Annotated in this window: 24 protein-coding genes and 1 tRNA gene; 16 read left to right on the top strand and 9 right to left on the bottom strand. The window is 69.0% G+C overall.

The genetic code is table 11. The features are described from left to right. The first annotated feature begins 145 nt into the window (after positions 1-145). From QLH51_RS14560 to QLH51_RS14545, 4 genes are read left to right on the top strand one after another with little or no spacing between them, the layout of a single operon-like run. Positions 146-1,435 (top strand): 3-methyl-2-oxobutanoate dehydrogenase (2-methylpropanoyl-transferring) subunit alpha, encoded by a 1,290-nt coding sequence (locus QLH51_RS14560; RefSeq protein ID WP_125658145.1) that lies wholly within the window; start codon positions 146-148, stop codon positions 1,433-1,435. Positions 1,436-1,445: 10 nt separating this feature from the next. Next, complete coding sequence (locus tag QLH51_RS14555; protein WP_125658361.1) at positions 1,446-2,450, top strand: alpha-ketoacid dehydrogenase subunit beta; 1,005 nt, start codon at positions 1,446-1,448, stop codon at positions 2,448-2,450. Positions 2,451-2,455: 5 nt separating this feature from the next. Beyond that, positions 2,456-3,811, top strand: coding sequence for a dihydrolipoamide acetyltransferase family protein (locus QLH51_RS14550; protein WP_125658148.1), 1,356 nt, complete (start codon positions 2,456-2,458; stop codon positions 3,809-3,811). A gap of 44 nt (positions 3,812-3,855) precedes the next feature. Further along, positions 3,856-4,560, top strand: a complete 705-nt coding sequence (locus tag QLH51_RS14545; protein ID WP_125658151.1) for a DUF4163 domain-containing protein — start codon at positions 3,856-3,858, stop codon at positions 4,558-4,560. 141 nt (positions 4,561-4,701) lie between these two features. Here QLH51_RS14545 and QLH51_RS14540 read toward each other — a convergent pair whose 3' ends face one another. Together QLH51_RS14540 and QLH51_RS14535 are read right to left on the bottom strand one after the other, a co-directional pair. After that, positions 4,702-6,471 (bottom strand): DUF885 domain-containing protein, encoded by a 1,770-nt coding sequence (locus QLH51_RS14540; protein ID WP_125658154.1) that lies wholly within the window; start codon positions 6,469-6,471, stop codon positions 4,702-4,704. 62 nt (positions 6,472-6,533) lie between these two features. Further along, positions 6,534-7,208 carry a uracil-DNA glycosylase gene (locus tag QLH51_RS14535; protein WP_125658157.1) on the bottom strand — a complete coding sequence of 225 codons (675 nt, stop codon included), beginning with the start codon at positions 7,206-7,208 and terminating at the stop codon, positions 6,534-6,536. Positions 7,209-7,230: 22 nt separating this feature from the next. Between QLH51_RS14535 and folK the strand changes: the two genes are divergently transcribed. The 3 genes from folK (at position 7,231) to QLH51_RS14520 (ending at position 8,744) form a co-directional block, all read left to right on the top strand. After that, a complete protein-coding gene (gene folK, locus QLH51_RS14530) occupies positions 7,231-7,707 on the top strand; it encodes a 2-amino-4-hydroxy-6-hydroxymethyldihydropteridine diphosphokinase (RefSeq protein WP_125658160.1) in 477 nt (158 codons plus the stop codon). A gap of 14 nt (positions 7,708-7,721) precedes the next feature. Beyond that, positions 7,722-7,797, top strand: a tRNA-Lys gene (locus QLH51_RS14525). Positions 7,798-8,060: 263 nt separating this feature from the next. Continuing rightward, on the top strand, positions 8,061-8,744 hold the full coding sequence (locus tag QLH51_RS14520; protein ID WP_125658163.1) for a phosphatase PAP2 family protein: 684 nt from the start codon (positions 8,061-8,063) through the stop codon (positions 8,742-8,744). A gap of 277 nt (positions 8,745-9,021) precedes the next feature. Here the strand turns inward: QLH51_RS14520 and rnc are convergent, their stop codons facing one another. The 3 genes from rnc to QLH51_RS14505 all read right to left on the bottom strand — a co-directional run bounded on the left by rnc (position 9,022) and on the right by QLH51_RS14505 (position 10,966). Then, positions 9,022-9,738, bottom strand: a complete 717-nt coding sequence (gene rnc, locus QLH51_RS14515) for a ribonuclease III (protein ID WP_125658166.1) — start codon at positions 9,736-9,738, stop codon at positions 9,022-9,024. Next, entirely contained in the window at positions 9,687-10,526 is an 840-nt protein-coding gene (gene lepB, locus QLH51_RS14510; RefSeq protein WP_125658169.1) for a signal peptidase I, read from the bottom strand. The genes rnc and lepB overlap by 52 nt, the downstream gene beginning before the upstream one ends. A 212-nt stretch (positions 10,527-10,738) precedes the next feature. Beyond that, positions 10,739-10,966 (bottom strand): hypothetical protein, encoded by a 228-nt coding sequence (locus QLH51_RS14505; RefSeq protein ID WP_241217934.1) that lies wholly within the window; start codon positions 10,964-10,966, stop codon positions 10,739-10,741. Positions 10,967-11,251: 285 nt separating this feature from the next. On the opposite strand from QLH51_RS14505, the gene pgi reads away from it, so the two are divergent. Together pgi and gorA are read left to right on the top strand one after the other, a co-directional pair. Then, positions 11,252-12,742, top strand: coding sequence for a glucose-6-phosphate isomerase (pgi, locus tag QLH51_RS14500; protein ID WP_125658175.1), 1,491 nt, complete (start codon positions 11,252-11,254; stop codon positions 12,740-12,742). Continuing rightward, positions 12,739-14,088: a glutathione-disulfide reductase gene (gene gorA, locus QLH51_RS14495; RefSeq protein ID WP_125658177.1), complete on the top strand. Its 1,350-nt coding sequence runs from the start codon at positions 12,739-12,741 to the stop codon at positions 14,086-14,088. The genes pgi and gorA overlap by 4 nt, the downstream gene beginning before the upstream one ends. Positions 14,089-14,119: 31 nt before the next feature. Here the strand turns inward: gorA and QLH51_RS14490 are convergent, their stop codons facing one another. Next, complete coding sequence (locus QLH51_RS14490) at positions 14,120-15,385, bottom strand: dicarboxylate/amino acid:cation symporter (RefSeq protein WP_125658179.1); 1,266 nt, start codon at positions 15,383-15,385, stop codon at positions 14,120-14,122. Between the two features lie 71 nt (positions 15,386-15,456). Here QLH51_RS14490 and glmM point away from each other — a divergent pair, with 71 nt between their 5' ends. The 7 genes from glmM (at position 15,457) to QLH51_RS14455 (ending at position 23,793) form a co-directional block, all read left to right on the top strand. Continuing rightward, positions 15,457-16,797, top strand: coding sequence for a phosphoglucosamine mutase (gene glmM, locus QLH51_RS14485; protein ID WP_125658181.1), 1,341 nt, complete (start codon positions 15,457-15,459; stop codon positions 16,795-16,797). Next, positions 16,797-16,973 (top strand): DUF1272 domain-containing protein, encoded by a 177-nt coding sequence (locus tag QLH51_RS14480; protein ID WP_125658183.1) that lies wholly within the window; start codon positions 16,797-16,799, stop codon positions 16,971-16,973. The genes glmM and QLH51_RS14480 overlap by 1 nt, the downstream gene beginning before the upstream one ends. Before the next feature lie 169 nt (positions 16,974-17,142). Beyond that, on the top strand, positions 17,143-18,297 hold the full coding sequence (thiD, locus tag QLH51_RS14475; protein WP_125658186.1) for a bifunctional hydroxymethylpyrimidine kinase/phosphomethylpyrimidine kinase: 1,155 nt from the start codon (positions 17,143-17,145) through the stop codon (positions 18,295-18,297). After that, positions 18,290-18,883, top strand: coding sequence for a ribonuclease HII (locus QLH51_RS14470; RefSeq protein ID WP_125658189.1), 594 nt, complete (start codon positions 18,290-18,292; stop codon positions 18,881-18,883). Before thiD ends, QLH51_RS14470 begins: the two co-directional genes overlap by 8 nt. A 208-nt stretch (positions 18,884-19,091) precedes the next feature. Next, positions 19,092-20,207 (top strand): site-specific DNA-methyltransferase, encoded by a 1,116-nt coding sequence (locus QLH51_RS14465; RefSeq protein WP_206429052.1) that lies wholly within the window; start codon positions 19,092-19,094, stop codon positions 20,205-20,207. Further along, on the top strand, positions 20,207-21,283 hold the full coding sequence (folP, locus tag QLH51_RS14460) for a dihydropteroate synthase (RefSeq protein WP_125658195.1): 1,077 nt from the start codon (positions 20,207-20,209) through the stop codon (positions 21,281-21,283). Before QLH51_RS14465 ends, folP begins: the two co-directional genes overlap by 1 nt. A 152-nt stretch (positions 21,284-21,435) precedes the next feature. After that, a complete protein-coding gene (locus QLH51_RS14455; RefSeq protein WP_125658198.1) occupies positions 21,436-23,793 on the top strand; it encodes a hypothetical protein in 2,358 nt (785 codons plus the stop codon). A gap of 138 nt (positions 23,794-23,931) precedes the next feature. Here the strand turns inward: QLH51_RS14455 and QLH51_RS14450 are convergent, their stop codons facing one another. Genes QLH51_RS14450 through QLH51_RS14440 form a run of 3 tightly spaced genes read right to left on the bottom strand, consistent with a single transcriptional unit; the run spans position 23,932 to position 26,887 of the window. Then, positions 23,932-24,348 carry a TadE/TadG family type IV pilus assembly protein gene (locus QLH51_RS14450; protein ID WP_164516148.1) on the bottom strand — a complete coding sequence of 139 codons (417 nt, stop codon included), beginning with the start codon at positions 24,346-24,348 and terminating at the stop codon, positions 23,932-23,934. Next, positions 24,345-24,857 carry a TadE/TadG family type IV pilus assembly protein gene (locus QLH51_RS14445; protein WP_283514629.1) on the bottom strand — a complete coding sequence of 171 codons (513 nt, stop codon included), beginning with the start codon at positions 24,855-24,857 and terminating at the stop codon, positions 24,345-24,347. The genes QLH51_RS14450 and QLH51_RS14445 overlap by 4 nt, the downstream gene beginning before the upstream one ends. A 5-nt stretch (positions 24,858-24,862) precedes the next feature. Next, positions 24,863-26,887, bottom strand: a complete 2,025-nt coding sequence (locus QLH51_RS14440) for a hypothetical protein (RefSeq protein ID WP_125658204.1) — start codon at positions 26,885-26,887, stop codon at positions 24,863-24,865. Between the last annotated feature and the right edge of the window lie 19 nt (positions 26,888-26,906).

Raw genomic sequence — 26,906 nt, 5'->3', positions numbered from 1 at the left:
ACACTTCAAGGTTATACGGATAATATCCATCGCGGTTCCGCGCCGGTGCATCGACCCCCTCGCCAAACGCGTTGAAATTATATAACAAGCGTTTGTAACGAGTCTGCGCGCCCGGCAGGGGACAGAGCAGCGACATGGAGAGTGCATGACCGGCGACAGCCGCACGAATATGCCGCGCCTCGCGCTGCACGTGCCCGAACCCAAATTCCGTCCCGGCGACGCGGTGGATTTCGCCGACGTGGCCGTGCCGCCCGCCGGCGCGCAGGCCCGGCCCGACACCGCCGCCGCGCCCGACAGCTTTCACGACCTGTCCTATACGCTGGTGCGCGTGCTCGACGATCAGGGGCAGGCGGTCGGTCCGTGGAACCCCCGGCTCGACCCCGACACGCTGCGGCAGATGCTGCGCAAGATGGCGATGGTCCGCGCGTTCGACGAGCGCATGTTCCGCGCGCAGCGGCAGGGCAAGACCAGCTTCTACATGAAGTGCACCGGCGAGGAGGCGATCGCGGTAGCGGGCACGATGGCGCTCGATCGCGACGACATGACCTTCCCCAGCTATCGTCAGCAGGGCATCCTCATCACGCGCGACTATCCGCTGATCGAGATGATGAACCAGATCTATTCGAACCGCGGCGACAAGTTGCAGGGCAAGCAGTTGCCGATCATGTATTCGTCGAAGGATTTCGGCTTCTTCTCGATCTCCGGCAACCTGACCACCCAATATCCGCAGGCGGTCGGCTGGGCGATGGCGTCGGCATCGAAGGGCGATACCCGGATCGCGGCGACATGGTGCGGCGAGGGGAGCACGGCCGAGGGCGACTTCCACTCGGCGCTGACCTTCGCCACCGTCTATCGCGCGCCGGTGATCTTCAACGTCGTTAACAACCAGTGGGCGATCAGCAGCTTTTCGGGTTTTGCGGGGGCGGAGGCGACGACCTTCGCCGCGCGGGCGATCGGCTATGGCATCGCCGGGCTGCGGGTCGACGGCAACGACGCGCTGGCGGTCTATGCCGCCACCGCATGGGCCGCGGAACGGGCGCGCACCAATCAGGGGCCGACGCTGATCGAGCACTTCACCTACCGTGCCGAGGGTCATTCGACATCCGACGATCCGTCGCAATATCGCTCCGCCGGCGAGCCGACCGCATGGCCGCTGGGCGATCCGGTCGCGCGCCTGAAAGGGCATCTCGTCGCGCTTGGCGAATGGGATGACGAGCGCCATTCGGCGATGGACCGCGAGGTGGCCGAGGAAGTCCGGGCGGCGCAGAAGGCGGCGGAGGCCAACGGCATTCTCGGCCACGGCCTGCACCAGCCGCTCGACACGTTGTTCGACGGCGTGTTCGAAGCGATGCCGTGGCACCTGCGTGAGCAACAGGCGCAGATGATGGCCGAGGAGGAAGCCTCCGGCCGCCCCTGGGCGCGCAAGGAGGTTTGACATGGCGCGGATGAACATGATCCAGGCGATTAATTCCGCGATGGACGTCGTGATGGATCGCGATCCCGATGTCATCGTGATGGGCGAGGATGTCGGCTATTTCGGCGGCGTGTTCCGCGCCACCGCCGGCCTGCAGAACAAGTACGGCAAGACCCGCGTGTTCGACACGCCGATCACCGAATGCGGCATCATCGGTGTCGCGGTCGGCATGGGTGCCTATGGCCTGCGCCCGGTGCCCGAAATCCAGTTCGCCGATTACATCTATCCCGCGCTCGACCAGTTGGTCAGCGAGGCGGCCCGGTTGCGCTATCGCTCGGCGGGCGACTTCACCGCGCCGATCACGGTGCGCTCGCCCTTCGGCGGCGGCATCTTCGGTGGGCAGACCCACAGCCAGTCGCCCGAGGGCATCTTCACCCATGTCAGCGGCATCAAGACGGTGATCCCGTCGACACCCTATGATGCCAAGGGGCTGCTGATCGCGGCGATCGAGGATAACGACCCGGTCCTCTTCTTCGAACCCAAGCGCATCTACAACGGCCCTTTCGACGGCAATTGGGACAAGCCGGCGCAGAACTGGTCGAAGCATCCGGGCGGCGAAGTGCCCGAGGATTATTACCGCATCGAGCTGGGCAAGGCGAAGATCGTGCGCGAGGGCGGCGACCTGACCATCCTGGCCTACGGCACAATGGTCCATGTCGCACAGGCGACGGTCGAAGCGGCCGGGATCGATGCCGAAATCCTCGACCTGCGCACGCTGGTTCCGCTCGACATCGACGCGATCGAGGCGTCGGTGAAGAAGACCGGGCGCTGCATGATCGTGCACGAAGCGACGCGGACGGGCGGCTTCGGCGCCGAGCTGTCGGCGCTGGTGCAGGAACGCTGCTTCCACCATCTCGAAGCGCCGATCGAGCGCGTGACCGGCTTCGACACGCCGTATCCGCACAGCCTCGAATGGGCGTATTTCCCGGGGCCGGTCCGCATCGGACAGGCACTCAAGAAGATCATGCAGGACTGACCGCCATGGCACGTTTCTCTTTCCGCCTGCCCGACATCGGCGAAGGCATTTCCGAGGCCGAGATCGTCGCATGGCATGTCGCCGTGGGCGACCGCGTCGAGGAAGACGGCCGGCTGGCCGACATGATGACCGACAAGGCGACGGTCGAGATGGAAAGCCCGGTCGCGGGCACCGTCGTCGAACTGGCCGGTGAACCGGGCGACCAGGTCGCGATCGGTGCGACGCTGGTGGTGATCGAAACCGAAGCCGAGGTCGTGCAACCGGCGGAGCCCGAGCGGGTCGAGGCGGAGAATCCGGGGGTAGAGGAAGTCGCGACTTCGTCAGTAACGGAACGGCAAGATCCTCCCCGGCACGGGGAGGGGGACCATGCGCAACATGGTGGAGTGGGGGCGCCGCTGGACGCAACACCCGCCGATGTTTCGCAGGAGGCCGCCCCCCTCCACCATCCGGCTGCGCCGGACGGTCCCACTCCCCGTTCCGGGGAGGACCGGGTTCTTGCCTCCCCCGCCGTGCGCGCCCGTGCCAAGGACCTCGGCATCGACCTCTCCGCCGTACACCATGACGGCCACCACATCCGCCATGCTGATCTCGACGCCTACCTCCGCTACGGCAGCGCGCAGGGGTATCGCGCGCCCAACGCGTCGCGCGCCCGCCCGGACGAGACCGTAAAGGTCATCGGCATGCGCCGCCGCATCGCCGAGAACATGGCGGCGGCCAAGCGCCACATCCCGCATTTCACTTATGTCGAGGAGATCGATGTCACCGCGCTGGAGGCGATGCGCGCCGACCTCAATGCGGCACGCGGGCAGCGGCCGAAGCTGACGATGTTGCCGCTGCTGATCGTCGCGATCTGCCGCACGCTGCCCAACTTTCCAATGCTGAACGCCCGGTACGACGACGAAGCCGGGGTCGTGACCCGCTTCGGCAGCGTCCATCTGGGCATGGCGGCGCAGACCGATGCCGGGCTGATGGTGCCGGTGATCCGCGACGCCCAGGACCTCAATCCGTGGCAGCTCGCGACCGAAATCGTACGGCTGGCTGAGGCGGCGCGGACCGGCAAGGCGAAGTCGGAGGAACTGTCGGGCGGGACGATCACGATCACCTCGCTCGGGCCGCTGGGCGGGGTCGCGACGACGCCGGTCATCAACCGGCCCGAAGTTGCCATCATCGGCCCGAACCGCATCGTCGAGCGCCCCGTGTTCCGCGCGCGGGCTGGCGGCGGCGAGGAGATCGTGAAGGCCAAGCTGATGAACCTGTCGATCAGCTGCGACCACCGCGTCGTCGACGGCCATGACGCCGCCAGCTATGTCCAGGCATTGAAGCGGCTGATCGAAACGCCGGTGCTGCTGTTCGCCGATTGATCCGGGTCGGCGGGTGGTCCCGTTCGGATGCGGAGGAACTGGGCATGGGAGAAAGGTTGATCATCGCGGCGATGATGCTGGCGGCGATCGCGCCGCCGGCGGTCGCGCAGAAGGCGTCCGACTATGCGTTCGAATATACCTATCCGGTGCAGGCCGCCCGGATCCCGCGGCTGAAGGCATGGCTGGAGGCGGAAAAGGCGAAGCGACATGCGTGGCTCGCCCGGACTGCGGCCGATGCACGCCGGGAAGCGAAGGCGGCAGGCGCGCCGTTCCGGGCGTACGACATGCAGACCGGATGGGAGGTCGTGGCCGATACGCCGCGCTTCCTCAGCCTGTCCTCGGCCAGCTACAGCGATACCGGCGGCGCGCATGGCAACGGGTCGTCGGGCGGACTGGTATGGGACAAGCGGGCGGCGCGGCGGATCGCTGCCACGTCGTTGTTCGTCTCGGCCGCTGCGTTCCAGTCGGCGGTGATGACGCCATGGTGCCGCTGGATGCGTGCCGAGCGGACCCGCCGCGTGGGCGCGGACGCGGGCGATACGATCTTCGGCCAATGCCCGCCGATCAAGGACGTGACGGTGCTGCCCGGCTCGTCGAACGGTCGCAGCTTCGACCGGATCGGCGTGATCGCCGACCAGTATGTCGTCGGTTCCTATGCCGAGGGTCCGTATGAGCACACGCTGCCGGTGACCGCGGCGGTGCTGCGCGCGGTGAAGCCGGAGTACCGCGCGGCGTTTGCGGTGCGATAGAATCCTCCCCGGCACGGGGAGGGGGACCATGCGCAGCATGGTGGAGGGGGGTGTCGACCTACGATGCCGTTGCGTTCGCGGCGAACCCCCTCCACCACCGCTTCGCGGCGGTCCCCCTCCCCGTGCCGGGGAGGACCTGCATTACGCAATCGCCTCGCCGAACATCAGCGCGCGCACGAACCGCACCGGCGGCGACCCGTGCGAGATCGCGGCATCGTTGTAGCGCATCAGGTCGAACTTCGCCCCGCCGCGCCGCTCCGCCTCGCGGCGCATGTCCATATGCTCGCTATAGCCGACGAAATAGCTGAGCAACTGCGTCGACCCCAGCCGGGCGCGGGTCCATTTGCCCGCCGCCTCGCGCTCCTGCTGGAACGCGCCTTCCATCATCAGCTTCATCGCCTGCGCTTCGGTCAGCCCTTCGGTATGGATGCCGATGTCGAGCAGCGTGTTGGTGATCGAGCGCATCCGCATCTTGAGCACGGTCAGCTTGAACAGCGGATCGCCGTCGAGATAATCGGCATCGGCCATCAGCCGTTCGGCATACACCGCCCAGCCTTCGACGAATGGTCCCGACGACAGGACCGCGCGCAACACCGACTTGCTTTCGTTGCTGTGCGCGATCTGGAGGTAATGGCCCGGCATCGCCTCGTGGATCGACAGGTCGTGGATCATGTAATCATTATACTCGCGCAGGAACGACGTCGTCTGCGCCTCGGTCCAGTCCGCCGGGATCGGCGATACCGCGTAAAAGGTGCCTAGATGCTTTTCGAGCGGGCCGGGGCTGTCGCAATAGGCGACGGCGACGCCCTGCTGGAACTTGGGCATCTCGATGATCTGCACCGGCGTGGTCGGCACGCGCACCAGCCGCCTTTCGCGGACGAAGGCGGTCGCGCTCTCCAGCGTCGCGCGCGCCTTCGCCATCACCTGCGACCGGGTCGGGCGGCGGGCATAGCTCATCTCCAGCGCCGCCTCGATCGCCTTCTGCTGCTGTGCCGGGCTCGGTCGGGCAGGGGTTGGTGGCGCCTTTGGCCGGCCGCGCAGCACCAGTCGGGCGAGCTGGTACATCTCCGCGCGGGTTTCCACCGCGGCCTTTGCCGCGCGCGCTTTGATCTCGGTGCGCGACAGCGGCGACAGCAGCGCGAACTTCACCTTCTGATCGTACAACTCGGGGCTCAGGCGGAAATCGCCTTTGGCTGCGGGCACCACCACCGTGTCCAGCCAGCGCTGCTGTTCGGCGGTCGCGGTGCGCAGCGTCGCCACCGCGCGGTCGAAGCGCGCACGGTCGCCGCGCGACAAACTGCCCTTATGCGGTGCCAGCATCGTGTCGACGATCTGGAGGATGCCGCCATTCTGCCTGGCGACCGTGATCGCATAGATGGCGGGGACGCGTGCCGGCACGATGCTGTCGCGCATCTGCGCGAACATCGCCGGCACCGCCTCCATCCGCTTCGTCGCCGACCGCAGCCGTTGCGGCCATGGTGCGAAGTCGCGGGCGGCCAGCGCATAGAGCCCGCCCGAAATCGTGCCAGCCGCCCCCTGCGGGTCCCATGCGAAGGGTTGCAGCACCTCCAGCGTCCACAGCTGGTAGCGCAGTTCGTTGTCGAGCAGCGCGGCATCGACCTGGTCGTCGCGTGACAGCGACGCGCGCGGGATCGCGGACAGATCGGTGAGGGTCGCGCGCAGGAATTCGGCATCGCGCGCGCGGCCGGTTGCCGAGAGGTCCTCGACCTGGTCGTCGAAGGCGTGGTTGCCCAGCGCGGTGGCATAGCCGGGATGCAGTTTCGCCATGCCGTCGAGATAGCGTTTCGACAGCCGCGCGAACTCGCCTGCCGGTCCGCTCTGCGCCAGCGCCGGAAAGCTGCCCGCGAGCGGCGCAAGCGCCATCAGCGCGACGAAGTGGCGACGGTACATCGATATTCCCCCTGAATCCTGTCGCCCACGCTATCGCGCGCGCCACGCCGGACAAAGGGGAATCAGCGGGCGTCCCGAAGTTCGATCGCGCGGGCGAATACCGCTGCGAACATCTCCGGCGTCAACCGCCCGGTATTCTGGTTGTAGCGCGAACAGTGATAGCTATCGATCAGCACCTGCCCGCCGGGCATGCCGTGTTCGGCCAAGTGCGCGAACCGCGCCTTGGGCAGGCGTCCGCCCAGCACCTTCACCGCCGACTGGTGCGCGATCGCGCCGAGCGCGACGACGACGCGCAGCGACGGCATCGTCGCCAGATCGGCGTCGAGGAACGGACGGCAGGTGCGGACTTCCTCGGGCGTCGGCTTGTTCTCCGGCGGCAGGCATCGCACCGCGTTGACGATCGCGATCCCCTTGGCAACCGGTGCGTCGTCCGGCTTGCCGGTATAGCCGCCCTCGGCAAGGCCCGCAGCGATCAGCGTGTCCCAGAACAGCGGCCCCGACCGGTCGCCGGTGAAGGGGCGGCCGGTGCGGTTGGCGCCCTGCAGGCCCGGTGCCAGGTCGATGATCGCCAGCCACGGATCGGCATCGGCGAGCGGAGCGACGGGGGCGTTCCACCAGCCGGGATGTTCGACGCGCAGCTGCTCGCGCAACGTGACGAGGCGCGGGCAGCGCGGGCAGTCGCGCGACGGTTCGGCGGCGGGGGCAGGGGCGACGGGTTCGAGGGTGGCAGTTTCCATCGCCAGCCGATAGGCGCAGGCGATGACGAGCTCAACCTATGCGATCGCGATCGGCTCCAACCGCCGCGGGCGGCATGGCGATCCGGTCGCCGAGGTACGCGCGGCGATCGCGGCGCTGGCGGGCGTACATGCGGTGGGGCCGATCGTGGCGAGCGCGCCGCTGGGGCCATCGCTGCGACGCTATGCGAACACCGTCGTGCTGCTCGACAGCGACCTGTCGCCGCCCGACCTGCTCGTGCGGCTGAAGGCGATCGAGCGGGCGTTCGGCCGACGGCGGGGGCGCCGCTGGGGTTCGCGCGTACTCGACCTCGACATCATCCTGTGGTCGGGCGGCAGCTGGCACGGGCCCGGCCTGTGCGTACCGCATGTCGCGTTTCGCGGCCGCGGTTTCGTGCTGCGCCCGCTGTGCCGGATCGCTCCGGCATGGCGCGATCCGGTCAGCAATCGGACGATCCGCCAGCTGCACCAACTGGTTGACCGCGCCCGCCCGCGTGACTAGGGGCGGGGCTTCGTGGGCCCGTAGCTCAGTTGGTAGAGCAACGGACTTTTAATCTGTAGGTCTCGGGTTCGAATCCCGACGGGCTCACCACATTTTCCCCTTTGCCTGTTCGCGGCGGTCCCGAAGAACGATCGCGACGCCAACGATATCGCGGTCGTTTCGGCAGAGCCGTCCGGGCGGCAGGCGTGCGACATCGCCAGCTTTAGCGAACACGATGCGGTGCCGCGGGCGACGCGACCGCGATCTGCGCGACGCTGGTCCATGGTGCGAGCGAACTGGCGCGGTCACTGGCCGCGTTCCGCATCCCGGGGAACGAAACGCGTCGCTTTGCCGCGTTGCTGCGTTCGGACGGGATGATCGATCCGCTCGCCCCCGAACCCCGCCCGTCGCGCAACACGCCGTGGAGCGTCATCGGCATCGCCGTGGCGCTGGCCACCCTGTCGCTGCTGTTCGTGCTTGCCGAACGGGTGGCGCAGGGCGATGCCTTCGCGTTCGACCGGCGGTTGCTGCTGGCGCTGCGTGGCACCGATGGCGCGCCGATCGGGTCGGCGCGGTTCACGTCGATGGTCCGCGACGTCACCGCGCTGGGCAGTACCACCGTGCTGACCATCGTCGTCGCCTTTGCCGGCCTGCTGCTGGCCAGTGTCGGGCGGTGGCGCTCCGGGGTGCTGGTCGCGCTGGCCTGTGCCGGGGGAAGCTGGACCAACGTGCTGTTCAAGCATGCCGTGGCGCGCGCCCGCCCCGACCTGGTCCCGCATCTGATGGACGAGACGTCGAACAGCTTCCCCAGCGGCCACGCCGCCAATTCGGCGATCGTGTACCTGACGCTGGCGACGCTCGCGTGGCCGATGCTGCGGCAGGGCGCAGCGCGTGGGTTCGTGGTCGTTGCCGCGGCGTTGCTGGTCGTCGCGATCGGGATGAGCCGGGTCTATCTGGGCGTACACTGGCCGAGCGACGTGCTGGCCGGGTGGCTGTTCGGCGCGCTGTGGGCGATCGGGTGGTGGCGGATCGAGCTGCGGGTGCTGGGTGGGCGGTAGGGGGCGACGCGGAACGAAGCGAGCGAACCGGATCGGCTTCGGGGAAGGGCGCGCGAGGGATCGCCGAATCTGATCCTGAGGGGGATGACATAGGGCGGAACCGTTCGTCCTGACGTCATCCCGCTGTCGGTAACGGTTGGGCAGCGGCGCGCCTGTCTGCACACGTCACCCCAGCGGAGGCCGGGGCCTTTGTGGGGCGGGTGCGCTGGCTTCCACGGGGAGACCCCAGCCTTCGCCGGGGTGACGGTGGTGGGGCAAGCCTTCCGGAGCTGCCCCGCTATCCGCCAAGCTGCGCCAGCAACGCCTTTGCCGCCGCCGTCTCGGCGTCCTGTTTCGACGTGCCGGTCGCTTCCGCCGCGGCCAGCTTGCCGATGGTCACCCGCACGGTGAAGCGTGGCGCGTGGCCGGGGCCGCTCTTGTCGACGATGGCGTATTCGGGCGGGCGGCGGTTGTGGGCGGCGGCCCATTCCTGCAGCGCGGACTTGGGATGGCGCGGGACGCCCAGCTGCGCGTCGATCCGCGATCCCCATAGCCGGCGGACGAGGTCGCGCGCGGCGTCGTGGCCATGGTCGCGATAATAGGCGCCGATCAGCGCCTCCATCACGTCGCCCAGCACATTGTCGCTGTCGCCCGCGCCGTCGTCGCGCGCCTGCTTGCCGAGCCTGAGATGCGGCACGACGCCGATGCCGCGCGCGATCTCGGCACAGACCGCACCCGTCACCAGCGCATTGAAGCGTTTCGACAGCGCGCCTTCGGTTTCGGACGGGAACCGGTCGTAGAGCCATTCGGCGACCGACAGGCCGAGCACGCGGTCGCCGAGGAATTCGAGCCGCTCATAGGTCGCGCGCGCGGTGCTGCCATGCGTCAGCGCGCGTTCGTAATCGTCGATCCGGGTCGGGGCGCGGGCCAGCGCCTGCTCGACCCAGCGGGGCAGGGCGTCGCTCAGAAGCCTTCCCCGATCCGGTTCCACCGCGCCGCCGACACCCAGGTCCATGGCAGCAGCCACTGTGCAGACCCGTCGGTCGAGAAGAAGTTCACGACCGCTTTGCCCTCGATATTCTCCAGCGGCACGATGCCGATGCCACCGCCTTCGCGCGCCGGGAAGCGGCTGTCGGCGCTGTCGTCGCGATTGTCGCCCATCAGGAACGCATGGCCGGCGGGGACGGTGAACACGCCGGTATCGTCGGCTTCGGTCGTGCCGAGGTCGAGGACGTTGTAGCTCTTGCCGCCGGGCAGCGTCTCGCGGAACTGCGGATAGGCGCAGACCGGCTTTTCGGCGACGATGCGCTGGAACGCGTAGTCGCAATCCGTGTTGGGCGAAACGGCGACGACGAAATCGGGCATCCGCTGCTTGGTGATCGCCTTGCCGTTCAGGAACAGCTGGCCGCCGCGCATCTGCACCGTGTCGCCGGGGATGCCGATCACGCGCTTGATATAGTCCTGCCTCGCGGTCGGCGGCGCCTTGAACACCACCACGTCGCCGCGGGCCGGCGTGCGCGGCAGGATGCGACCGGGGATCAGCGGGATGCCCCACGGCAGCGAATAGCGCGAATAGCCATAGTTCCATTTGGTGATGAACAGATAGTCGCCGATCAGCAGCCGCGGCTGCATCGACCCCGACGGGATCGAGAAGGGCGAGAACAGGAACGACCGGATGATGAACACCACGATCGCCAGCTTGAGCAGGAAGACCATCAGGTCCGCCGCCTCCGAACGCTTCGGCTTGGGGGCAGGCGCGGGCGGAGTCGGCGTGGAAGCGGCCGGGGCGGGGTCGAGAGCCATGGAGCGAGCCATGCGTGCGACGGGGCGGGGCGTCAAGCGGGTTGGGGGGACTGCCTATCCGCTTGCGTCGCTCCAGCGGAGGCTGGAGCATCTATGGGGCGGGCGCAGCGGGTATCCACGAGGAGACCCCAGCCTTCGCTGGGGTGACGTTTGAGGCGAGGGAGGTGCCTTCCCCTCGCGTCACCCCAGCGCAGGCTGGGGTCTCCCGCGGCTCAAACGATGTCGTCGAACAAATCCCGCCATTTCGGGTTCGACTCGGCGATCAGCCGATGTTTCCATTGCGTCCGCCACGCCTTCAACGCCTTCTCCCGCCGGATCGCGGTTTCGATATCGTCGTGGTGCTCCGCCAGAACCAGCGTCCTGATCCCGTACTTCCGGCAATGGGCCGAACCTTCGTCCCCGCGATGCTGCCAGACGCGCGCGGCGAGGTTCGCGGTCACGCCGATATAGGTCATGCCGAACGGGCGGTTCGCCATGATGTACGTCCAGCCGCCACGCATCGGGCAGGCGTATCGTGATGCGGAGGGAGATGCCAGCCTGCGCTGGCATGACGTGTCAGGGAAACGGCGTCACCCCAGCGAAGGCTGGGGTCTCCATCGGCTCCATCCCATGTGCAAGCCGCGAACGCCGCGCCCGACCCGGTAGAAGGGTGTGGACCTGCCCCCGTCCTCCGCTCTAGGGCTGCGGCCATCCTAACCGACGAACAGACGAGGGACGATATGGCGATGCAGGACTGGTCCGCGATCGAGGGGCTGACGCAGACGAAGCTGACCGACCTGTTCGCGGGCGATGCGGATCGGCTGGACAAGCTGACCGTCGATGTCGCGGGCGTGCATTTCGATTTCGCCAAGACACATCTCGACGATGCGGCGATCGCGGCGTTCACCGGGCTGGCGACGACGATGGAACTGGCCGCCAGGCGCGACGCGCTGTTCGCCGGACAGGTCGTCAACGTCACCGAGGGCCGCGCCGCGACGCATACCGCCGAGCGGGGCGAGGGCAGTCCCGACGACGTGGCGCAGGCCCGCGCGTTCCAGGGGCGGATGCGGCAGGTGATCGACGCGATCGAGGCCGATGCGTTCGGGCCGGTGCGCCACATCCTGCATGTCGGCATCGGCGGATCGGCGCTCGGCCCCGACCTGATCTTCGACGCGCTGGGCCGCGACGAGGACAAGTACGACGTCGCGATCGTTTCGAACGTCGACGGGGTGGCGATGGAGGAGGCGCTCAAGGGCTTCGATCCGGCCGCCACGCTGCTGGTCGTCGCGTCCAAGACCTTCACCACGACCGAGACGATGCTGAACGCCGGATCGGCGCTGGCATGGATGCGCGAGGGCGGGGTCGAGGACCCGTTCGGGCGCGTCATCGCGCTGACCGCCGCGCCGGACAAGGCGGTGGAATGGGGCGTCGACGAGACGCGCGTGCTGCCCTTCGCCGAGTCGGTCGGCGGGCGCTATTCGCTGTGGTCGACGCTGGGATTTCCGTTCGCGCTGGCGCTGGGGTTCCAGGCGTATGAGGAACTGCTGGAGGGCGCGGCCGAGATGGACCGGCATTTCCGGCTGACCGAACCGGCGCGCAACGCGCCGGTGCTCGCCGCCTTTGCCGATCTCTATTATTCGCAGGTGCGCGGGTGCGAGACGCGGGCGACCTTCGCCTATGACGAGCGGTTGCGGCTGCTGCCGTCCTATCTGCAACAGCTGGAGATGGAATCGAACGGCAAGTCGGTGACGGCGGCCGGCGCGCCGCTGGGGCGCAATTCGGCGGCGATCACGTGGGGCGGGGTCGGCACCGACGCGCAGCACGCGGTGTTCCAGCTGCTGCACCAGGGTACGCGGATCGTGCCGCTGGAATTCGTCGCGGTGGTGGAGGCAGGCGACACGCTCGACCCCGCGCATCACCGGCAGCTGCTGCTCAATGCCTTTGCGCAGGGCGCGGCGCTGATGGCGGGCAAGGGCAACGACGATCCGGCGCGCGCCTATCCCGGCGACCGGCCGTCGTCGACGATCCTGCTGCAAGACCTCGACGCGCGGACGCTGGGCGCGTTGCTGGCGTTCTACGAGGCGCGGACGTTCGTGAACGCGGCGCTGCTGGGCATCAATCCGTTCGACCAGTTCGGCGTCGAGCTGGGCAAGGAAATGGCGAAGGCAGCCGATCGCTGCGGTCAGACGTTCGATGCGTCGACCAACGACCTTCTGGCACGGGCAGGACTTGCATGAGCGATTACGACTACGACCTCTTCGTCATCGGCGCGGGGTCCGGCGGCACGCGCGCGGCACGCGTTTCGGCGGCCTATGGCGCGAAGGTGGCGGTGGCGGAGGAATACCGCGTCGGCGGGACCTGCGTCATCCGCGGCTGCGTGCCCAAGAAGCTGCTGGTGTACGGCGCGCACTTCGCCGAAGACCTGCGCGATGCCAATGCGTTCGGCTGGGACGTGCCGTCGCAATGCCATTTCAGCTGGGAGCGGCTGCGCGACAACGTCCTGGCCGAGGTCGACCGGATCAACGGCGCGTACACCGCCACGCTGGAGAACCACGGCGTCGAGATCCTCCACGAACGCGCGACCGTCACCGGGCCGCATTCGGTGAAGCTGTCGGGCGGACGCGAGGTGACGGCCGAGCGCATCCTGATCGCGGTGGGCGCGACGCCCGCGGTGCCGTCATGCCCCGGCGCGGAGCATGGCATCACATCGAACGAGGCGTTCCACCTCGACGCGATCCCGAAGCGCGTGCTGATCGCGGGTGCGGGCTATATCGCCAACGAATTCGCGGGCGTGTTCCATCAGTTCGGCGCGCACGTCATCCTCATCAACCGCACCGACGTGATCCTGCGCGGCTATGACGAATCGATCCGCGACCGGCTGCTCCAGATTTCGATGACCAAGGGCATCGAGTTCCGCTTCCATGCCGAATTCGAGGGGATCGAGAAGGGCGAGGATGGATGCCTGACGGTCAGGATGTCGGGGCATGAACCGGTCACCGTCGACATGGTGATGTTCGCGACCGGTCGTACTCCCAATACCGAAGGGCTGGGGCTGGAGAGCGCCGGCGTCGCGCTGGACGACAAGGGCGCGGTGAAGGTGAACGAGCAGGCGCAGTCGTCGTGCCCGTCGATCTATGCGGTGGGCGACGTCACCAACCGCGTGCAGCTGACCCCGGTCGCGATCCGCGAGGGGCAGGCGTTCGCCGACCGCACCTATGGCGGCAAGGACGTGACGCTCGATTACGACTGCATCCCGAGCGCGGTGTTCAGCCATCCGCCGATGGCGGGCGTCGGCATGACCGAGGGCGAGGCGAAGAACAAGCTGGGGTCGGTCAAGGTGTACCTGTCCGATTTCCGCCCGATGAAGAACGTGCTGGCCGGCCGCAACGAACGCGCGCTGTACAAGATGATCTGCGAGGAGACGACCGGACGGATCGTCGGGCTGCACATGATCGGGCCGGACGCGCCGGAGATCCTGCAGGCAGCGGCGATCGCGGTGAAGGCCGGGCTGACCAAGGACCAGTTCGACCAGACGGTCGCGCTGCATCCGACGATGGCCGAAGAGCTGGTGCTGATGAAATAGTTCGAACTCCTCCCCGTGCCGGGGAGGAGTTTCAGCCTTCCGCGAGGATCGCGTCGGCCTCGCTCAGGCGGTCCCCGCCGACCCGTTCGCCGATCGTCGCGGTCACCGCGACGTTCATCGTCACGTTGCCCAGCGTCCGCACGATGTCGGGCAGCGTCTCCACCGCGACCAGCAGCGCCAATGGTTCGACCGGCACGCCCATCGCGACGGCAATCGGTGCGATCGAGGAGACGAAGCTGATCTGGCCGGGCAAGCTCGCCGCGCCCATCGTGGTGATCGCGCCCGCCGCGATCCCCGCCGCGATCTGTCCCGCGCCCAAGGGCACGCCGAACACGTGCGCGACGTAGAGCGCGACGCCGAGGTTCATCGCCGGACCCGTAGCGCGGAACAGCGCGACCGCCATCGGCAGCACCACGCCCGACGTCGCCACCGGCACGCCGACATCGCCCGCGCCCTTCAGCATCGCCGGCAACGACGCGAGCGAACTCTGCGTCGAGATCGCGACCGCCTGCGCCGGGGCGGTGCCTTTCAGGAACTGCCCGATCGGCACCCGTCCGCCGAAGCGCGCCAGCGGATAGGCGAGCAGCCAGATGCCCATCCCCACGCTCATCAGCACCAGCACGTAATGGACCAGTGCGCCGAACGCCGCGGTGCCGGCCCGCGCCCCGACGACATAGCCCAGCGCGAACACGCCGATCGGGCCCAGCCACAACACCCAGTTGATGACGATCAGCATCGTGTCGGCGATCGCCTGGAACAGCCGAACCAAGACGCTGCGATTGTCCTGTGGCAGCCGGGTGAGCGCAAAGCCGAACACCAGCGTGAACAGGATCAGCGGCAGGAACTGGTCGTTCGCCGCCGCCGCCACCGGATTGGTCGGCACGACGCCCACGAGGAAGTCCGTGAACGGCGGCACCTTCGCGGCCGGGGCGGCGGTGCCGAAGGTCGCGCGCAGCGCCTCCGCCGCGGTATTGCCCAGCGGGAACAGGTCGAGCAGCGTCAGCGTGAACAGTGCGCCCAGCGCCGAGGACGTCCACAGGATGACGATGAACAACAGCAGCGACCGGGTGGCGATCCGCCCGGCGCGCGCCGCCTCCGCCGTCTGGGCGATGCCGGTGATGAGCAGCGCCACGACCAGCGGCACGATCGTCATGCGCAGCGCGTTCAGCCACGCGGTGCCGATCGGTTCGGCCACGGCGATGCCCGACAGCGCGGTATCGGGCGATTGCCCCGCGAGGACGATGCCCAGCGCCAGCCCCGTGCCCAGTCCCGCCAGAATTCGTGTCGCCTGCGACATGCTCGCCCTTTTGATAAAGTGGCGGTAATAGCTCCGCCGATCGATCGCTCAACCTGAAGGCGTATGTCACGATGGCAAGGAAATATTTCGGCACCGACGGGATTCGCGGGCTGACCAACAGCAAGCCGATGACCGCCGAGATGGCGATGCGCATCGGCATGGCGGCCGGCGCGCACTTCCGTCGGGGCGATCACCGCCACCGCGTGGTGATCGGCAAGGACACGCGGCTGTCGGGCTATATGCTCGAAAACGCGATGGTCGCGGGCTTCACCTCGGTCGGCATGGACGTGGTGCTGGTCGGCCCGTTGCCGACCCCGGCGGTGGCGATGCTGACCCATTCGATGCGCGCCGACATGGGGGTGATGATCTCCGCCAGCCACAACCCGTATCAGGACAACGGCATCAAGCTGTTCGGTCCGGACGGGTACAAGCTGTCCGACGCCGACGAACTGGCGATCGAGGAACTGATCGACAGCGAGATCGACCTGTCGGCGCCGGGCGATATCGGCCGCGCCAACCGGATCGAGGACGCGCGCGGACGCTATATCCACTTCGCCAAGTCGACCTTCCCCGAAAACCTCCGGCTGGACGGCATGAAGCTGGTCGTCGATTGCGCGAACGGCGCCGCCTACAACGTCGCGCCGTCGGCCCTGTGGGAACTGGGCGCGGAAGTGATCGCGATCGGCGTCACCCCGAACGGCAAGAACATCAACGACCGCGTCGGATCGACCGCGCCGCAGACGCTGTCGGAAACCGTGGTGTCGTCGGGCGCGGCGGTCGGCATCGCGCTGGACGGCGACGCCGACCGGCTGATCGTGGTCGACGAAGCCGGGCGGGTGATCGACGGCGACCAGTTGATGGCGACGATCGCCGCCAGCTGGGCGCGCGCAGGACGGCTGAAGGGCGGGGGGCTGGTTGCCACCGTCATGTCGAACCTCGGCCTCGAACGGCATCTGTCGGCGCAGGGGCTGGGCCTGGTCCGCACCGCGGTCGGCGACCGGCACGTGCTGGAGAAGATGCGGACGGCCGGATACAATGTCGGCGGCGAACAGTCGGGGCATATCATCCTGTCCGACTATGCCACCACCGGCGACGGGCTGGTCGCGGCGTTGCAGGTGCTGGCCGAAATCCAGCGCGCGGGCGCGCCGGCGAGCGAGGTGCTGCACCGCTTCGATCCGTTGCCGCAGCTGCTCAAGAACGTCCGCTTCGCCGGCGGCAAGCCGCTCGACGATCCGCGGGTGAAGGATGTGGTCGCCGGGGTCGAGGCCGAACTGGCCGGGCGCGGGCGGCTGGTGCTGCGCGCGTCGGGGACCGAGCCGGTGATCCGCGTGATGGCCGAGGGCGACGATGCGGGACATGTCGAGCAGGTCGTCGACCGCATCTGCGACGCGGTGCGGCAGGCGGCGGGCTGATGCTGGTCATGAAGCCTGCGTGCGAACGGTGCGCGGCGCCGCTGCCGGCGGCGGCGCATGGCGCGTTCGTCTGTTCGTACGAGGACACGTTCTGCGCGGAATGTGCGGATGAACTGGACGAGGTGTGTCCGACGTGTCGGGGTGAGTTGGTCGACCGGCCGACCAGACGCAAATAGATCCTCCCCGGAACGGGGAGGGGGACCAGCCAAAGGCTGGTGGAGGGGGGTGTCCGCATACGGAGCCGTTGCGTTGCGCGGAGAACCTCCTCCACCATGCTGCGCATGGTCCCCCTCCCCGTGCCGGGGAGGACTTTCAACGCCCGTCCGCCGCTGCTAACCCGGCCGCATGACCACACCCCGCATCCTGATCGTCGCCGGTTCCGATTCCGGCGGGGGCGCCGGTATCCAGGCGGATATCAAGACCGCGACGATGCTGGGCGCGCATGCGATGACCGCGATCACCGCCGTCACCGCGCAGAACACGCTGGGGGTCGACGCGGTCCATCCGATCCCGACCGACATGGTCATGGCGCAGGTCGATGCGGTGGTGCGCGACATCGGCGTCGATGCGGTCAAGATCGGCATGATCGGGTCGGCCCGCACCGCCCATGCGCTGGCCGACCGGCTGCGCGACCTGCGCGGCATCCCGGTGGTGTTCGATCCGGTGATGATCGCGACCAGCGGTGCGCGGCTGGCCGACGAGGCGACGGTCGCGGCGTTCGAACGGTTGATGGCGGTGGCGACGCTCGCCACGCCCAACCTGCCCGAACTGGCGGCGCTGGGCGGGGTCGATCCGGTCCTCGACCGCGGCTGCGCGGTGCTGGCCAAGGGCGGACATGGCGAGGGCGAGGTGGTCGTCGACCGGCTGCACCAGCGCGCGCCCGGTGCCGCGCCGCTGGTCGAATGGTCTTCGCCGCGGATCGACGGCATGGCGACGCACGGCACCGGCTGTACCCTGTCGACCGCGATCGCGTGCGAACTGGCCAAGGAATGGACGCTGGTCGAGGCGATCGGCCGCGCACGCAGCTTCGTGCGGATCGCGATGCTCGGCGCCGACGAACTGGGGCGCGGCGCGGGGCCGATGGCGCAGCAGGGGGTGCGGCTCGACCTCAACCAGTCGCGCTGGTCGCCGATGCTCAACCAGGTGACGGTGCCGGCCGACGACGTGCCGGCCAGCGAGCATTTCTACCGCCTGCTCGGCCTCAAGACGATCGTGCGTTCCAGCCGCCGCTATGCCCGGTTCGAGAGCGAGGGGGGCGCGACTTTCTCGATCGAGATGACCGACGAGCGCAAGGTGCCGGCGGTGTATTTCGAGGTCGGCGACCTGAACGTCGCGGTCCATTATCTGAAAGGACAGGGGCTGTCCTTCGCGCAGGAGCCGATCGACCGGCCATGGGGCTGGCGCGAGGCGCGGCTGTTCGATCCGGCGGGGAACGAGGTGTGCCTGTACCAGGCGGGCGAGATGCGGCGGTTCCCGCCATGGCGCATCGCCGATGCCTGACTGGAGTCACGAGGCCCGCCATACGGGGCCGGTGGCGGGGGTGGACGAGGCCGGGCGCGGGCCGCTGGCCGGGCCGGTGGTCGCGGCGGCGGTGGTGCTGGACCGCGACTGTATTCCCGATGGCCTCAACGATTCGAAGCAGTTGAGCGCGAAACGTCGCGCCGGGCTGCACGCCCGGCTGCTCGACTGCGCGACGGTCGGTGTCGGGATCGCCACCGTTGAGGAGATCGACCGGCTCAACATCCTGTGGGCGACGATGCTGGCGATGGAACGCGCGGTCGACGCGCTGGGGGTCGCGTGCGGCATGGTGCTGGTCGACGGCAACCGCTGCCCGAACTGGTCGTATCCCAGCGTCGCGGTCGTCGGTGGCGACGCGATCAGCCTGTCGATCGCCGCCGCGTCGATCGTCGCGAAACAGACGCGCGACGCGATGATGATCGACGCCGACGAGCTGCATCCCGGCTATGGCTGGTCGTCGAACAAGGGCTATGGCGCGAAGGTGCATCTGGAGGCGCTGCGGACGCTGGGGCCGACGCCGCTGCACCGGCGGAGCTTCGCGCCGGTCGCGCAGGCGCTGCTGCTTTAAAATCCTCCCCGTGCCGGGGAGGATTTGCGACGAGTTGAGGGTTACCACATCTTGAGTCTTCGGCCCTCGACCGGACTCAACATCTGCCCCGCGACGACTCGATTCGTCGCCGCAACGACTCTGCCTACCCGACCGAGTCAAGCATTACCTCTTGACCGCGACTCGTGGATTCCCTGAAATGGCACCGATTCAAGGGGGACTGACGACGATGGTGGCGACGAAAATCCGGGCGAAGGCGCCCAAGACGGTCACGCTGCCGCTCGACCGCATCCTGATGGACGACTGCATCGACGCGATGCGCTCGCTGCCGGCGAAGTCGATCGACTGCATCTTCGCCGATCCGCCCTACAACCTGCAACTGGGCGGCGACCTGCTGCGGCCCGACGGCAGCCAGGTCGATGCGGTCGACGACGACTGGGACAAGTTCGACAGCTTCGCCGCGTACGACAAGTTCACGAAAGCGTGGCTGGCCGAGGCGCGGCGCATCCTGAAGCCCGACGGCACGATCTGGGTCATCGGCAGCTATCACAATATCTATCGCGTCGGGTCGATCGTGCAGGACCAGGGCTTCTGGATCCTCAACGACATCGTGTGGCGGAAATCGAACCCGATGCCCAATTTCAAGGGCACGCGCTTTACCAACGCGCACGAGACGATGATCTGGGCATCGATGGGCGAGAAGGCGCGCTACACCTTCAACTATCGCCAGATGAAGACGCTGAACGACGAATTGCAGATGCGATCGGACTGGGAATTCCCGATCTGCGGCGGGCCGGAGCGGCTGCGCAAGGATGGGACGAAGGTCCACCCGACCCAGAAGCCCGAGGCACTGCTGTACCGCGTGCTGCTGGCGTCGACCAGGCCCGGCGACGTGGTGCTCGACCCGTTCTTCGGCACCGGCACCACCGGCGCGGTCGCCAGGCGGCTGGGGCGGCATTTCATCGGCATCGAACGCGACGCGACCTATGTCGAGGCGGCGACGGCGCGGATCGAGGCGGCGCTGCCGCTCGACGAATCGGCGATCCGCGCCATGCGCGCGCCGACCAAGCCGCCGCGCGTGGCCTTCGGCGTGCTGGTCGAGAACGGCCTGCTGCCGCCGGGGTCGGTGGTCACCGACGCCAAGCGCCGCTTCCGCGCGACCGTGCTGGCCGACGGATCGCTGCTGTCCGACTGCGGCACGGCCGGGTCGATCCACAAGCTGGGCTCGACGCTTCAGAACGCGCCGTCGTGCAACGGCTGGACCTTCTGGCATAGCGAGGGGCCGAACGGGCTGGTCCCGGTCGACGCGCTGCGCCAGCAATGGCTGCTCGCGACCCAGCCCTGATGTATCTGCGCCCGGTCCGCTTCGTCGACACGCCGGTCGGACTGCCCGACGGCAGCGTGGCACGGCTGGCGGGGGGGATGCTGTGGTTCGCCGGCTATGAGGTGCGCGACCGGGCGGGATTGCGGATCACCGTGCCGGTCGCCGGGTTCGACGACTGGGTCGCCGGCCTGCCCGCAGCGCAGGCCGAGCGGGCGCACCTGCTCCACCGGCGGATCACCGCGCCTCGCCCGCCGCTGACGCTGGGCGAGCGGGTGCTGCGGTTCGACCAGCCGCAGGTGATGGGCATCCTGAACGTCACGCCCGACAGTTTCTCGGACGGGGGCGCGCATGTCGGCGATCCGGCGGGGGCAGCGGCGGCCGGGGTGGCGATGGCGGCGGCGGGGGCGGCACTGATCGACCTTGGCGGCGAATCGACCAGACCCGGTGCGGCGACGGTGTGGGAGGGCGACGAGATCGCGCGGATCGTGCCGGTGGCCGGGCGGCTGGCGGCGGCCGGGGTCGCGGTGTCGGTCGACACGCGCAAGGCGGTGGTGATGGAGGCGGCGCTGGCGGCGGGCGCGCGGATCGTCAACGACGTCGCCGCACTGTCCTATGATCCGCGCGCGCTGGCGGTTGTCGCGGCGGCGGGGTGCCCGGTGGTGCTGATGCATTCGCCCGCGGCGACGCAGGGGCCGCATGGTGGCGATGGCTATGCCGACCCGCTGCTCGACGTGTTCGACTGGCTGGAGGCACGGGTCGAGGCGGTGGTCGCCGGCGGGGTCGACCGCGCGAGGATCGTCGTCGATCCCGGCATCGGCTTCGGCAAGGCGCTGGCCGACAATCTCGCGCTGGTGAACGGCCTCGCGCTGTTCCACGGGCTGGGTTGCCCGGTGCTGCTGGGGGCCAGCCGCAAGCGGATCATCGGCGCGCTGTCGAACGAGGCACCCGCCGACCAGCGGCTGGGCGGATCGGTCGCGCTGACGATGGCGGGCATCGAGCGCGGCGCGCAGCTGGTCCGGGTGCACGACGTGGCGGAGACGGTGCAGGCGATCCGCGTATGGCGCGGCCTGCGCGACGCGGCGCTGGTGGTGCGGTAGAGCCTTCCTCGTCATTCCCGCGAAGGCGGGATCCATGGCCGCCAGGGGTTCTGCCGGCGTCGCTGCGGCAGCGTTCATGGACTCCCGCCTTCGCGGGAGTGATGAACATGGGATATTAGCCCGACCCCGCAACGTCCGCTATAGGGACGGCCATGGTTCGCGTTCTCCTGTTGCTCGCCGCGTTGTCGGTGTTGTTCGCCGATGTCGCCGATGCCCAGCAGAACGGGTTCGACCTCGACGGTCCCGAAGTCGCGGTCAGCGTGCGGCGCGGCGATACCGAATTGCCGGTGGCGGCGGTTCCGGCGCTGCGCGGCGGCGACAGGCTGACGGCAAGGGCGTTGCTGCCCGCCGACCAGTCGGAGCGCTATCTGCTGGTCGTCGCCTTCCTGCGTGGGGCGACCAACCCGCCGCCCAAGGACTGGTTCTTCTCGGTCGAGACGTGGAAGCCGAAGAAGAACACGCTGACCGTCACCGTGCCCGATGGTGCCGAACAGGCGATGCTGTTCCTCGCCCCCGAAGCCGGTGGCGGGTTCTCGGCGGTGCGCGGCGCGGTGCGCGGGCGGCCGGGGGTGTTCGTCCGCGCGGCGCAGGACCTGTATCAGGCATCGCTCGACCGGCAGCGGCTGGACGCGTTCGTCGGCGCGATCGGGCGGATCGGCGACAGCGCGCCGGAACGACTGGCGACCGCCGCGCCGGTGCTGGCCGATGCGCTGCGCATCAAGCTGAACGCCGACTGCCTGCTGCGCCAGCGCGCGTTGCAGGCCGCGTGCCTGACCCAGCAGCGCGACGCGCTGGTGCTGCAGGCGCAGCGCGGCGCGACCTTGACCGAGACGCTGACCGGCACCCCGGTCGACCTCGCCTATCGCGTGGCGGCGACGCGCGAGGGCGGGGCGGGCTATTACAGTCCGTACATCGCGCTGGCCCGGGACGTCGCCCGGCTGTTCGGCGCGTTTCGCAGCGCGCAATATCAGTATCTGCCGGCACTGGCGCTGGGGCAGGGGAATGCGATCCACCTGCAACTGAACAGCGCGCCGTCGTTCCAGAATCCGCGATCGGTGCTGGTGGCGCCGCTGCCGCCGATCGGCGACGCCCCGCCGCCGCTGTGGCGATCGGCGGCACCCGGCGCGCTGTGCCTCGCCCGGCCCGGCCTCGTGCTGCCGATCGACGATGCCGCGCTGCTGTTCGCGACCGACTATGCCCGCGACCTCGTGCTGCGCGTGACGGCGCTCGACGGGCGGGTCTCGACGATCCGGCTGACTCCCGATGCCGAACGCGGCGGGCTGGTACTGGCCGGGGACGCCCCGCCGGCACCGGGGCCGGTGGCCGAGGCGGTGGTGCAGGGCCGCTGGGGCTTTGCGACGTTCAGCGGACCGCAGGTGCCGGCGCAGGTCGACGGCCCCGGCGCATGGACGCCGCGGCCCGATGCCGACGTCATCGTCGGGCGCGACCATCCGCTGGTGCTGCGCGGTGGAGCATCGGCCTGTGTCAGCGCACTGACGTTGCGCGATGGCGCCGGGCTCAGCCGGTCGCTGACGTGGAAGGCGGCGGGGCCGGATGCGATCGAGGCGACCCTGCCGCTGGGCAAGACCCGGCCGGGGCCGTTGACGCTGACCGTCGTGCGCCACGGTGCGGTCGCGCCCGATCAGATCGCGCTGACCGGACGGGCCGAGCCCAGCCGTCTCGACCGCTTCACCGTCCATGCCGGCGACCGTGACGGCGTGCTGGAAGGCGCACGGCTGGATCAGGTGACCGCGCTGACGCTGGGCGGCACGCGCTTTGCCGCCGGCGCGCTGACCCGCGTGGGAGAGGGTGACCGGCTGGTGCTGACCGCCGAACAGCCGCTGGCCGGGGGCAGGGACGTGACTGCCACCGTGGCGCTGCGCGATGGCCGCAGCGCCGGCGTGCCTGCGACGATCGCTCCGCCGCGCGCGACGGCGCAACTGCTCGACCGCCGGGTCGCATTCGATCCGCCGACCGGCGGCCTGCCGATTGAACTGCCGCAGGGGCTGGTGCCGACCGCAGCGACGCTGATCTTCTCCGCGCGGATCGCGGGCGGGTTGCCGGGCAGCGACGACGGGATCGAGATCGCGGCGGGCGATGCCGTCAAGCGGCTGACGATCGCCTCGGGCGCGGTGCAGCGGATCGGCGACGATGTGGTGGTGACGACGATCGCCCCGCAGGCGGCGTTCGGACCGGCGGTGGCGGGGCCGCTGCGCTTCCGCGCATGGCGCGCCGGGGCGGCGGGTGACTGGCAGGGGCTGGCGACGCTGGTGCGGCTGCCGGTGCTGAACGCGATCGCCTGTGCCGAGCGTTGCACCGTCACCGGGCGCGGCCTGTTCCTGCTCCGCGCGATCGGCACGACGCCGGACATGGCCGGGGCGACGGTGCTGCCCGGCGGCTTCGTCGGTACGACGGCGACGACCGCGGCTGCGGGCGAGGGGACGCTGTACCTGCAACTGCACGACGCCGGCGACGCGGTGCTGCGGGTGAAGGTCCCGGCGGGCCGCTAGAGTGGAAACGGGCGTCACCCCAGCGAAGGCTGGGGTCTCGATCGGCTCCTGCTGCGTGCTACCACCGGGAGATCCCAGCCTTCGCCGGGACGACGCGCGTTTCGATACGGACGGATCAACCCTTGCGGCCGACGATCGTCACAGCAGCGGATAGCAGCCGGTCGCGGTCACGTCGGCCGGGATGCCCGGCAGCAGCCCGACGACCGGCGACCGGAACGGAAGCGAGATGACGACCTTGACCATTCCCGTGGCGGCGTTGCACGTCGTCCCCGATGTGACGACAACGTCGGTCGCGACCAGGCGCTGGCCATAGGTCCGCGCCCGCCCGACCGCATAGTCGGTCCGCGCCGCGGGGGTCTTGCAATCGGCGCTGACCGAGGTGCAGCGCGCCGTGCTGAACGCCACTTCCTTCACCGACTGCTTGATCCACAGGAAGCGCGATCCCTCGACGATCGCGAACAACATGCTCAGGAACACGGGGGCCAGCAGCGCGAATTCGACCACGGTGGCACCGCGCCGGTCGGCGGGCAGGGGCCGGGGGTGGCGGGCGGTCATTGCAACCGCACCACGGCCGCCTGCTCCAGCGTCGTGTCGCCGAACAGGCTGGCCGGCACGACCGCCGGAACGTAGCGGTAGCTGGCCTTGACCCGCAGGTAATAGCCCGACCTCGCAGCCGCGCTTCCCGATGCGGCGCCGCATGGCGCACCGCAGGTCGCGGTCGCGCGATAGCCGTTGTCGGCGGTCAGGCACGCACAGACCCGCGATTCGTTGACGCACGGCGTATCGCCGCCATTGCATTCGACCGTCACCACCAGGTTCGATGCGCCGGGCGCGCCGGCGATCGCCGCGACCATCGTCGGGATATTGGTGAAGGGGACCGCCGCGCGGTTGCTGAAACTGTGCACCGCGGTCGTGGCGACCCCCGAGCCCAGATTGCCGCGCTGGATGAAGAACATGCCGAAATCCAGCGCGGCGAGCATGATCGCGAACAGGAAGCAGGTGAGCAGCGCGAACTCGATCGTCGCCGCACCGCGCCGGTCGCGCAGCAAGTGTCGTGGCCCCATCATCCTCACCGTATCAGTTCGATCTTGTTCGGTCCGTTGCCGCCCCCGCCGGGCAGGCCGACGCAGGTCGATCCGGTGGTGCTGCCCCCGGTCGCCGTCACCCGGTTGGCGATCAGGACGAAGCACTGCCCGGCCGACTGGGTGCTGTTGCCGCCGCTGATCGTGACGTCCGAACGGGGGATATGCACCGCGCCGCTGAAGACGCTGTTCGATCCGCCGCCCCATGTGGTGGCGACCGTGGTCGCGGAATCGATCAGCACGCTGGCGATGGTTCCCGGCGTGCTGCCGGTCGGCGATGCCAGCAGCTTGGTCTTCGCGCCGCCGTTCAGGTTGACGACGCCCGACAGCACGAAGGTGACGTCGACCCCCGCCATGTCGAAATCGCTGGTCGAAACGCCTTCCAGCGACTGGCCGTAATTCTGGTTGTTGACCGGCGAATGATAGGGCCATGTCGTCCCGCCGGTGCCGTTGACGAAGTCGCCGGCTATCGTGTAGCGGCCCGCGCCGAACAGCACCGCACCCGCCACGCGCAGATCGCCGTTGATCCGGTGATTGGTCGTGCGCCCGAATACCAGCCGGCTTCCGCCCTCGGTGGTGATGCTGCCGCCCGCGCTGAACGTGCCGTCGGCCATCAGCATGACGCCGCTGCCCGACAGCGCGATCGCCTGGCCGCCGGCGGCGCGACCGATCCGATAGGCCCCCGCGCCCAGCACCAGCGCCGATCCGCCGCCGACCGCGATTCCCGCGACGACGTCGGTGTTCCCGTTGCCCGCCCGGATCCAGCTGCCGCCACCGATCGTGATCGACCGGAAGGCGTGGTTGCCCCGACCGATCGTCAGCGTCGATCCGCCGCCGATGTTCAGGTCGGCATTGATCGACACGCGGCCGTCGCCGATGCGGTTCGTCCCCGTCAGGCTGACGGTGCCGCTGCCGATCGACACGTCCCCGTCGCCGAAGGTGACGGCGCTGCCTGCCGCGACCCCGCCGTTGATGCGGATATTGCCGTCGCCAAAGGCCAGCGGCGAACCGCCCCCGACCGCAAGTCCCCTGGCGATGGTGATCGTCGATCCGGCGGCGAAGTCGACATTGACCCCCCCTTCGACCCGTAGCGTCCCGATCGTATAGTTGCCGGCGGGTACGAAGAACTTGCCGTTGCCCCGCCGATACGACGACACGTTCGCACTGGGGCTGTAGCCGAAGACCCAGTCCTCTCCGGCGGGCGTGACCGGATCGGCGATCGGGTCCGGCGCATCGAACGCGCCGATCGCCGCCCGCGCGGCCGCGATGTCGGCATTGTCGCGCAATGGATCGGAAAGGGTGGTTGCGACCCTGGTCCGCTTGTCCGCCGCGGGAACGTTGCCGTTCCACGACGGATTGACGAAATCGACGGCATAACGGATCGCATCGGCGGCAAGCGTGCCATATTGGTTCGTGATCGATCCCGCGCCCGACACGATGTTCTTCGCGCCGATCCGCGACCCGCCGTTCGCCACGTTGCCGATCCCGGCGACGGCGCAGTCGGGCGCATCGATCGTCGCGCCCCCGGACGTCGAAATGGCATCGCCGCTGCCCGACAGGCCGAGGATGCACGGCGGGACCGATTCGGGCCCCTTCAGCAATGCGGTGGCCGACGCGCCGACCGGGTAGCTGCCGCCCAGACCGATGCCCCGGGCGATCAGGATCGGCACGCGGGTCGTGACGGTCACCCGCACCGCCTTCATGCCGGGGCCGGGCGTATCGTTGAGCATCGTCGTCTCGATCGTCGCATCGGCCAGACCATTGACGCGGGCGAGATCGCGCGCGGCCGGGGCGAGGATCGCTTCGTTTTCATCGGCATGGTAGGCGATCGCCGCACCCAGCGCCGCGATGTCGGCGACCCGCTGGTTGACGACGCGCTGCTGCAGTCCGCGGTTCACATCAACCGCCATCGCCGACATTCCGACAAGGATCGACAGCGACATCGCCGCGATGACCGCAACGGTCCCGCGTCGGTTGCCGGCGATATGTTCGATCGGGTGCGACCACGTCATATGATAGCGCTACGACAGA

Origin of the sequence: Sphingomonas sp. 2R-10, from assembly GCF_030062225.1 — a bacterium.
Classification (GTDB): Bacteria; Pseudomonadota; Alphaproteobacteria; order Sphingomonadales; family Sphingomonadaceae; genus Sphingomonas.
The sequence above is the reverse complement of the archived record's forward strand: the minus strand, read 5'-3'. Positions and strand labels throughout refer to the sequence as shown.

Excerpts from the sequence above, each read along its gene's own strand:
- folP (WP_125658195.1), top strand. The coding sequence starts at position 20,207 with ATGTATCTGCGCCCGGTCCGCTTCGTCGACACGCCGGTCGGACTGCCC.
- QLH51_RS14560 (WP_125658145.1), top strand. The coding sequence starts at position 146 with ATGACCGGCGACAGCCGCACGAATATGCCGCGCCTCGCGCTGCACGTG.
- QLH51_RS14470 (WP_125658189.1), top strand. The coding sequence starts at position 18,290 with ATGCCTGACTGGAGTCACGAGGCCCGCCATACGGGGCCGGTGGCGGGG.
- QLH51_RS14520 (WP_125658163.1), top strand. The coding sequence starts at position 8,061 with ATGATCGATCCGCTCGCCCCCGAACCCCGCCCGTCGCGCAACACGCCG.
- QLH51_RS14555 (WP_125658361.1), top strand. The coding sequence starts at position 1,446 with ATGAACATGATCCAGGCGATTAATTCCGCGATGGACGTCGTGATGGAT.
- glmM (WP_125658181.1), top strand. The coding sequence starts at position 15,457 with ATGGCAAGGAAATATTTCGGCACCGACGGGATTCGCGGGCTGACCAAC.
- QLH51_RS14445 (WP_283514629.1), bottom strand. The coding sequence starts at position 24,857 with ATGGGGCCACGACACTTGCTGCGCGACCGGCGCGGTGCGGCGACGATC.
- QLH51_RS14550 (WP_125658148.1), top strand. The coding sequence starts at position 2,456 with ATGGCACGTTTCTCTTTCCGCCTGCCCGACATCGGCGAAGGCATTTCC.
- gorA (WP_125658177.1), top strand. The coding sequence starts at position 12,739 with ATGAGCGATTACGACTACGACCTCTTCGTCATCGGCGCGGGGTCCGGC.
- thiD (WP_125658186.1), top strand. The coding sequence starts at position 17,143 with ATGACCACACCCCGCATCCTGATCGTCGCCGGTTCCGATTCCGGCGGG.
- QLH51_RS14455 (WP_125658198.1), top strand. The coding sequence starts at position 21,436 with ATGGTTCGCGTTCTCCTGTTGCTCGCCGCGTTGTCGGTGTTGTTCGCC.
- QLH51_RS14440 (WP_125658204.1), bottom strand. The coding sequence starts at position 26,887 with ATGACGTGGTCGCACCCGATCGAACATATCGCCGGCAACCGACGCGGG.
- QLH51_RS14545 (WP_125658151.1), top strand. The coding sequence starts at position 3,856 with ATGGGAGAAAGGTTGATCATCGCGGCGATGATGCTGGCGGCGATCGCG.
- folK (WP_125658160.1), top strand. The coding sequence starts at position 7,231 with ATGACGAGCTCAACCTATGCGATCGCGATCGGCTCCAACCGCCGCGGG.
- QLH51_RS14535 (WP_125658157.1), bottom strand. The coding sequence starts at position 7,208 with ATGGAAACTGCCACCCTCGAACCCGTCGCCCCTGCCCCCGCCGCCGAA.
- pgi (WP_125658175.1), top strand. The coding sequence starts at position 11,252 with ATGCAGGACTGGTCCGCGATCGAGGGGCTGACGCAGACGAAGCTGACC.
- QLH51_RS14480 (WP_125658183.1), top strand. The coding sequence starts at position 16,797 with ATGCTGGTCATGAAGCCTGCGTGCGAACGGTGCGCGGCGCCGCTGCCG.
- QLH51_RS14450 (WP_164516148.1), bottom strand. The coding sequence starts at position 24,348 with ATGACCGCCCGCCACCCCCGGCCCCTGCCCGCCGACCGGCGCGGTGCC.
- QLH51_RS14465 (WP_206429052.1), top strand. The coding sequence starts at position 19,092 with ATGGTGGCGACGAAAATCCGGGCGAAGGCGCCCAAGACGGTCACGCTG.
- QLH51_RS14540 (WP_125658154.1), bottom strand. The coding sequence starts at position 6,471 with ATGTACCGTCGCCACTTCGTCGCGCTGATGGCGCTTGCGCCGCTCGCG.
- QLH51_RS14490 (WP_125658179.1), bottom strand. The coding sequence starts at position 15,385 with ATGTCGCAGGCGACACGAATTCTGGCGGGACTGGGCACGGGGCTGGCG.
- rnc (WP_125658166.1), bottom strand. The coding sequence starts at position 9,738 with ATGGACCTGGGTGTCGGCGGCGCGGTGGAACCGGATCGGGGAAGGCTT.
- lepB (WP_125658169.1), bottom strand. The coding sequence starts at position 10,526 with ATGGCTCTCGACCCCGCCCCGGCCGCTTCCACGCCGACTCCGCCCGCG.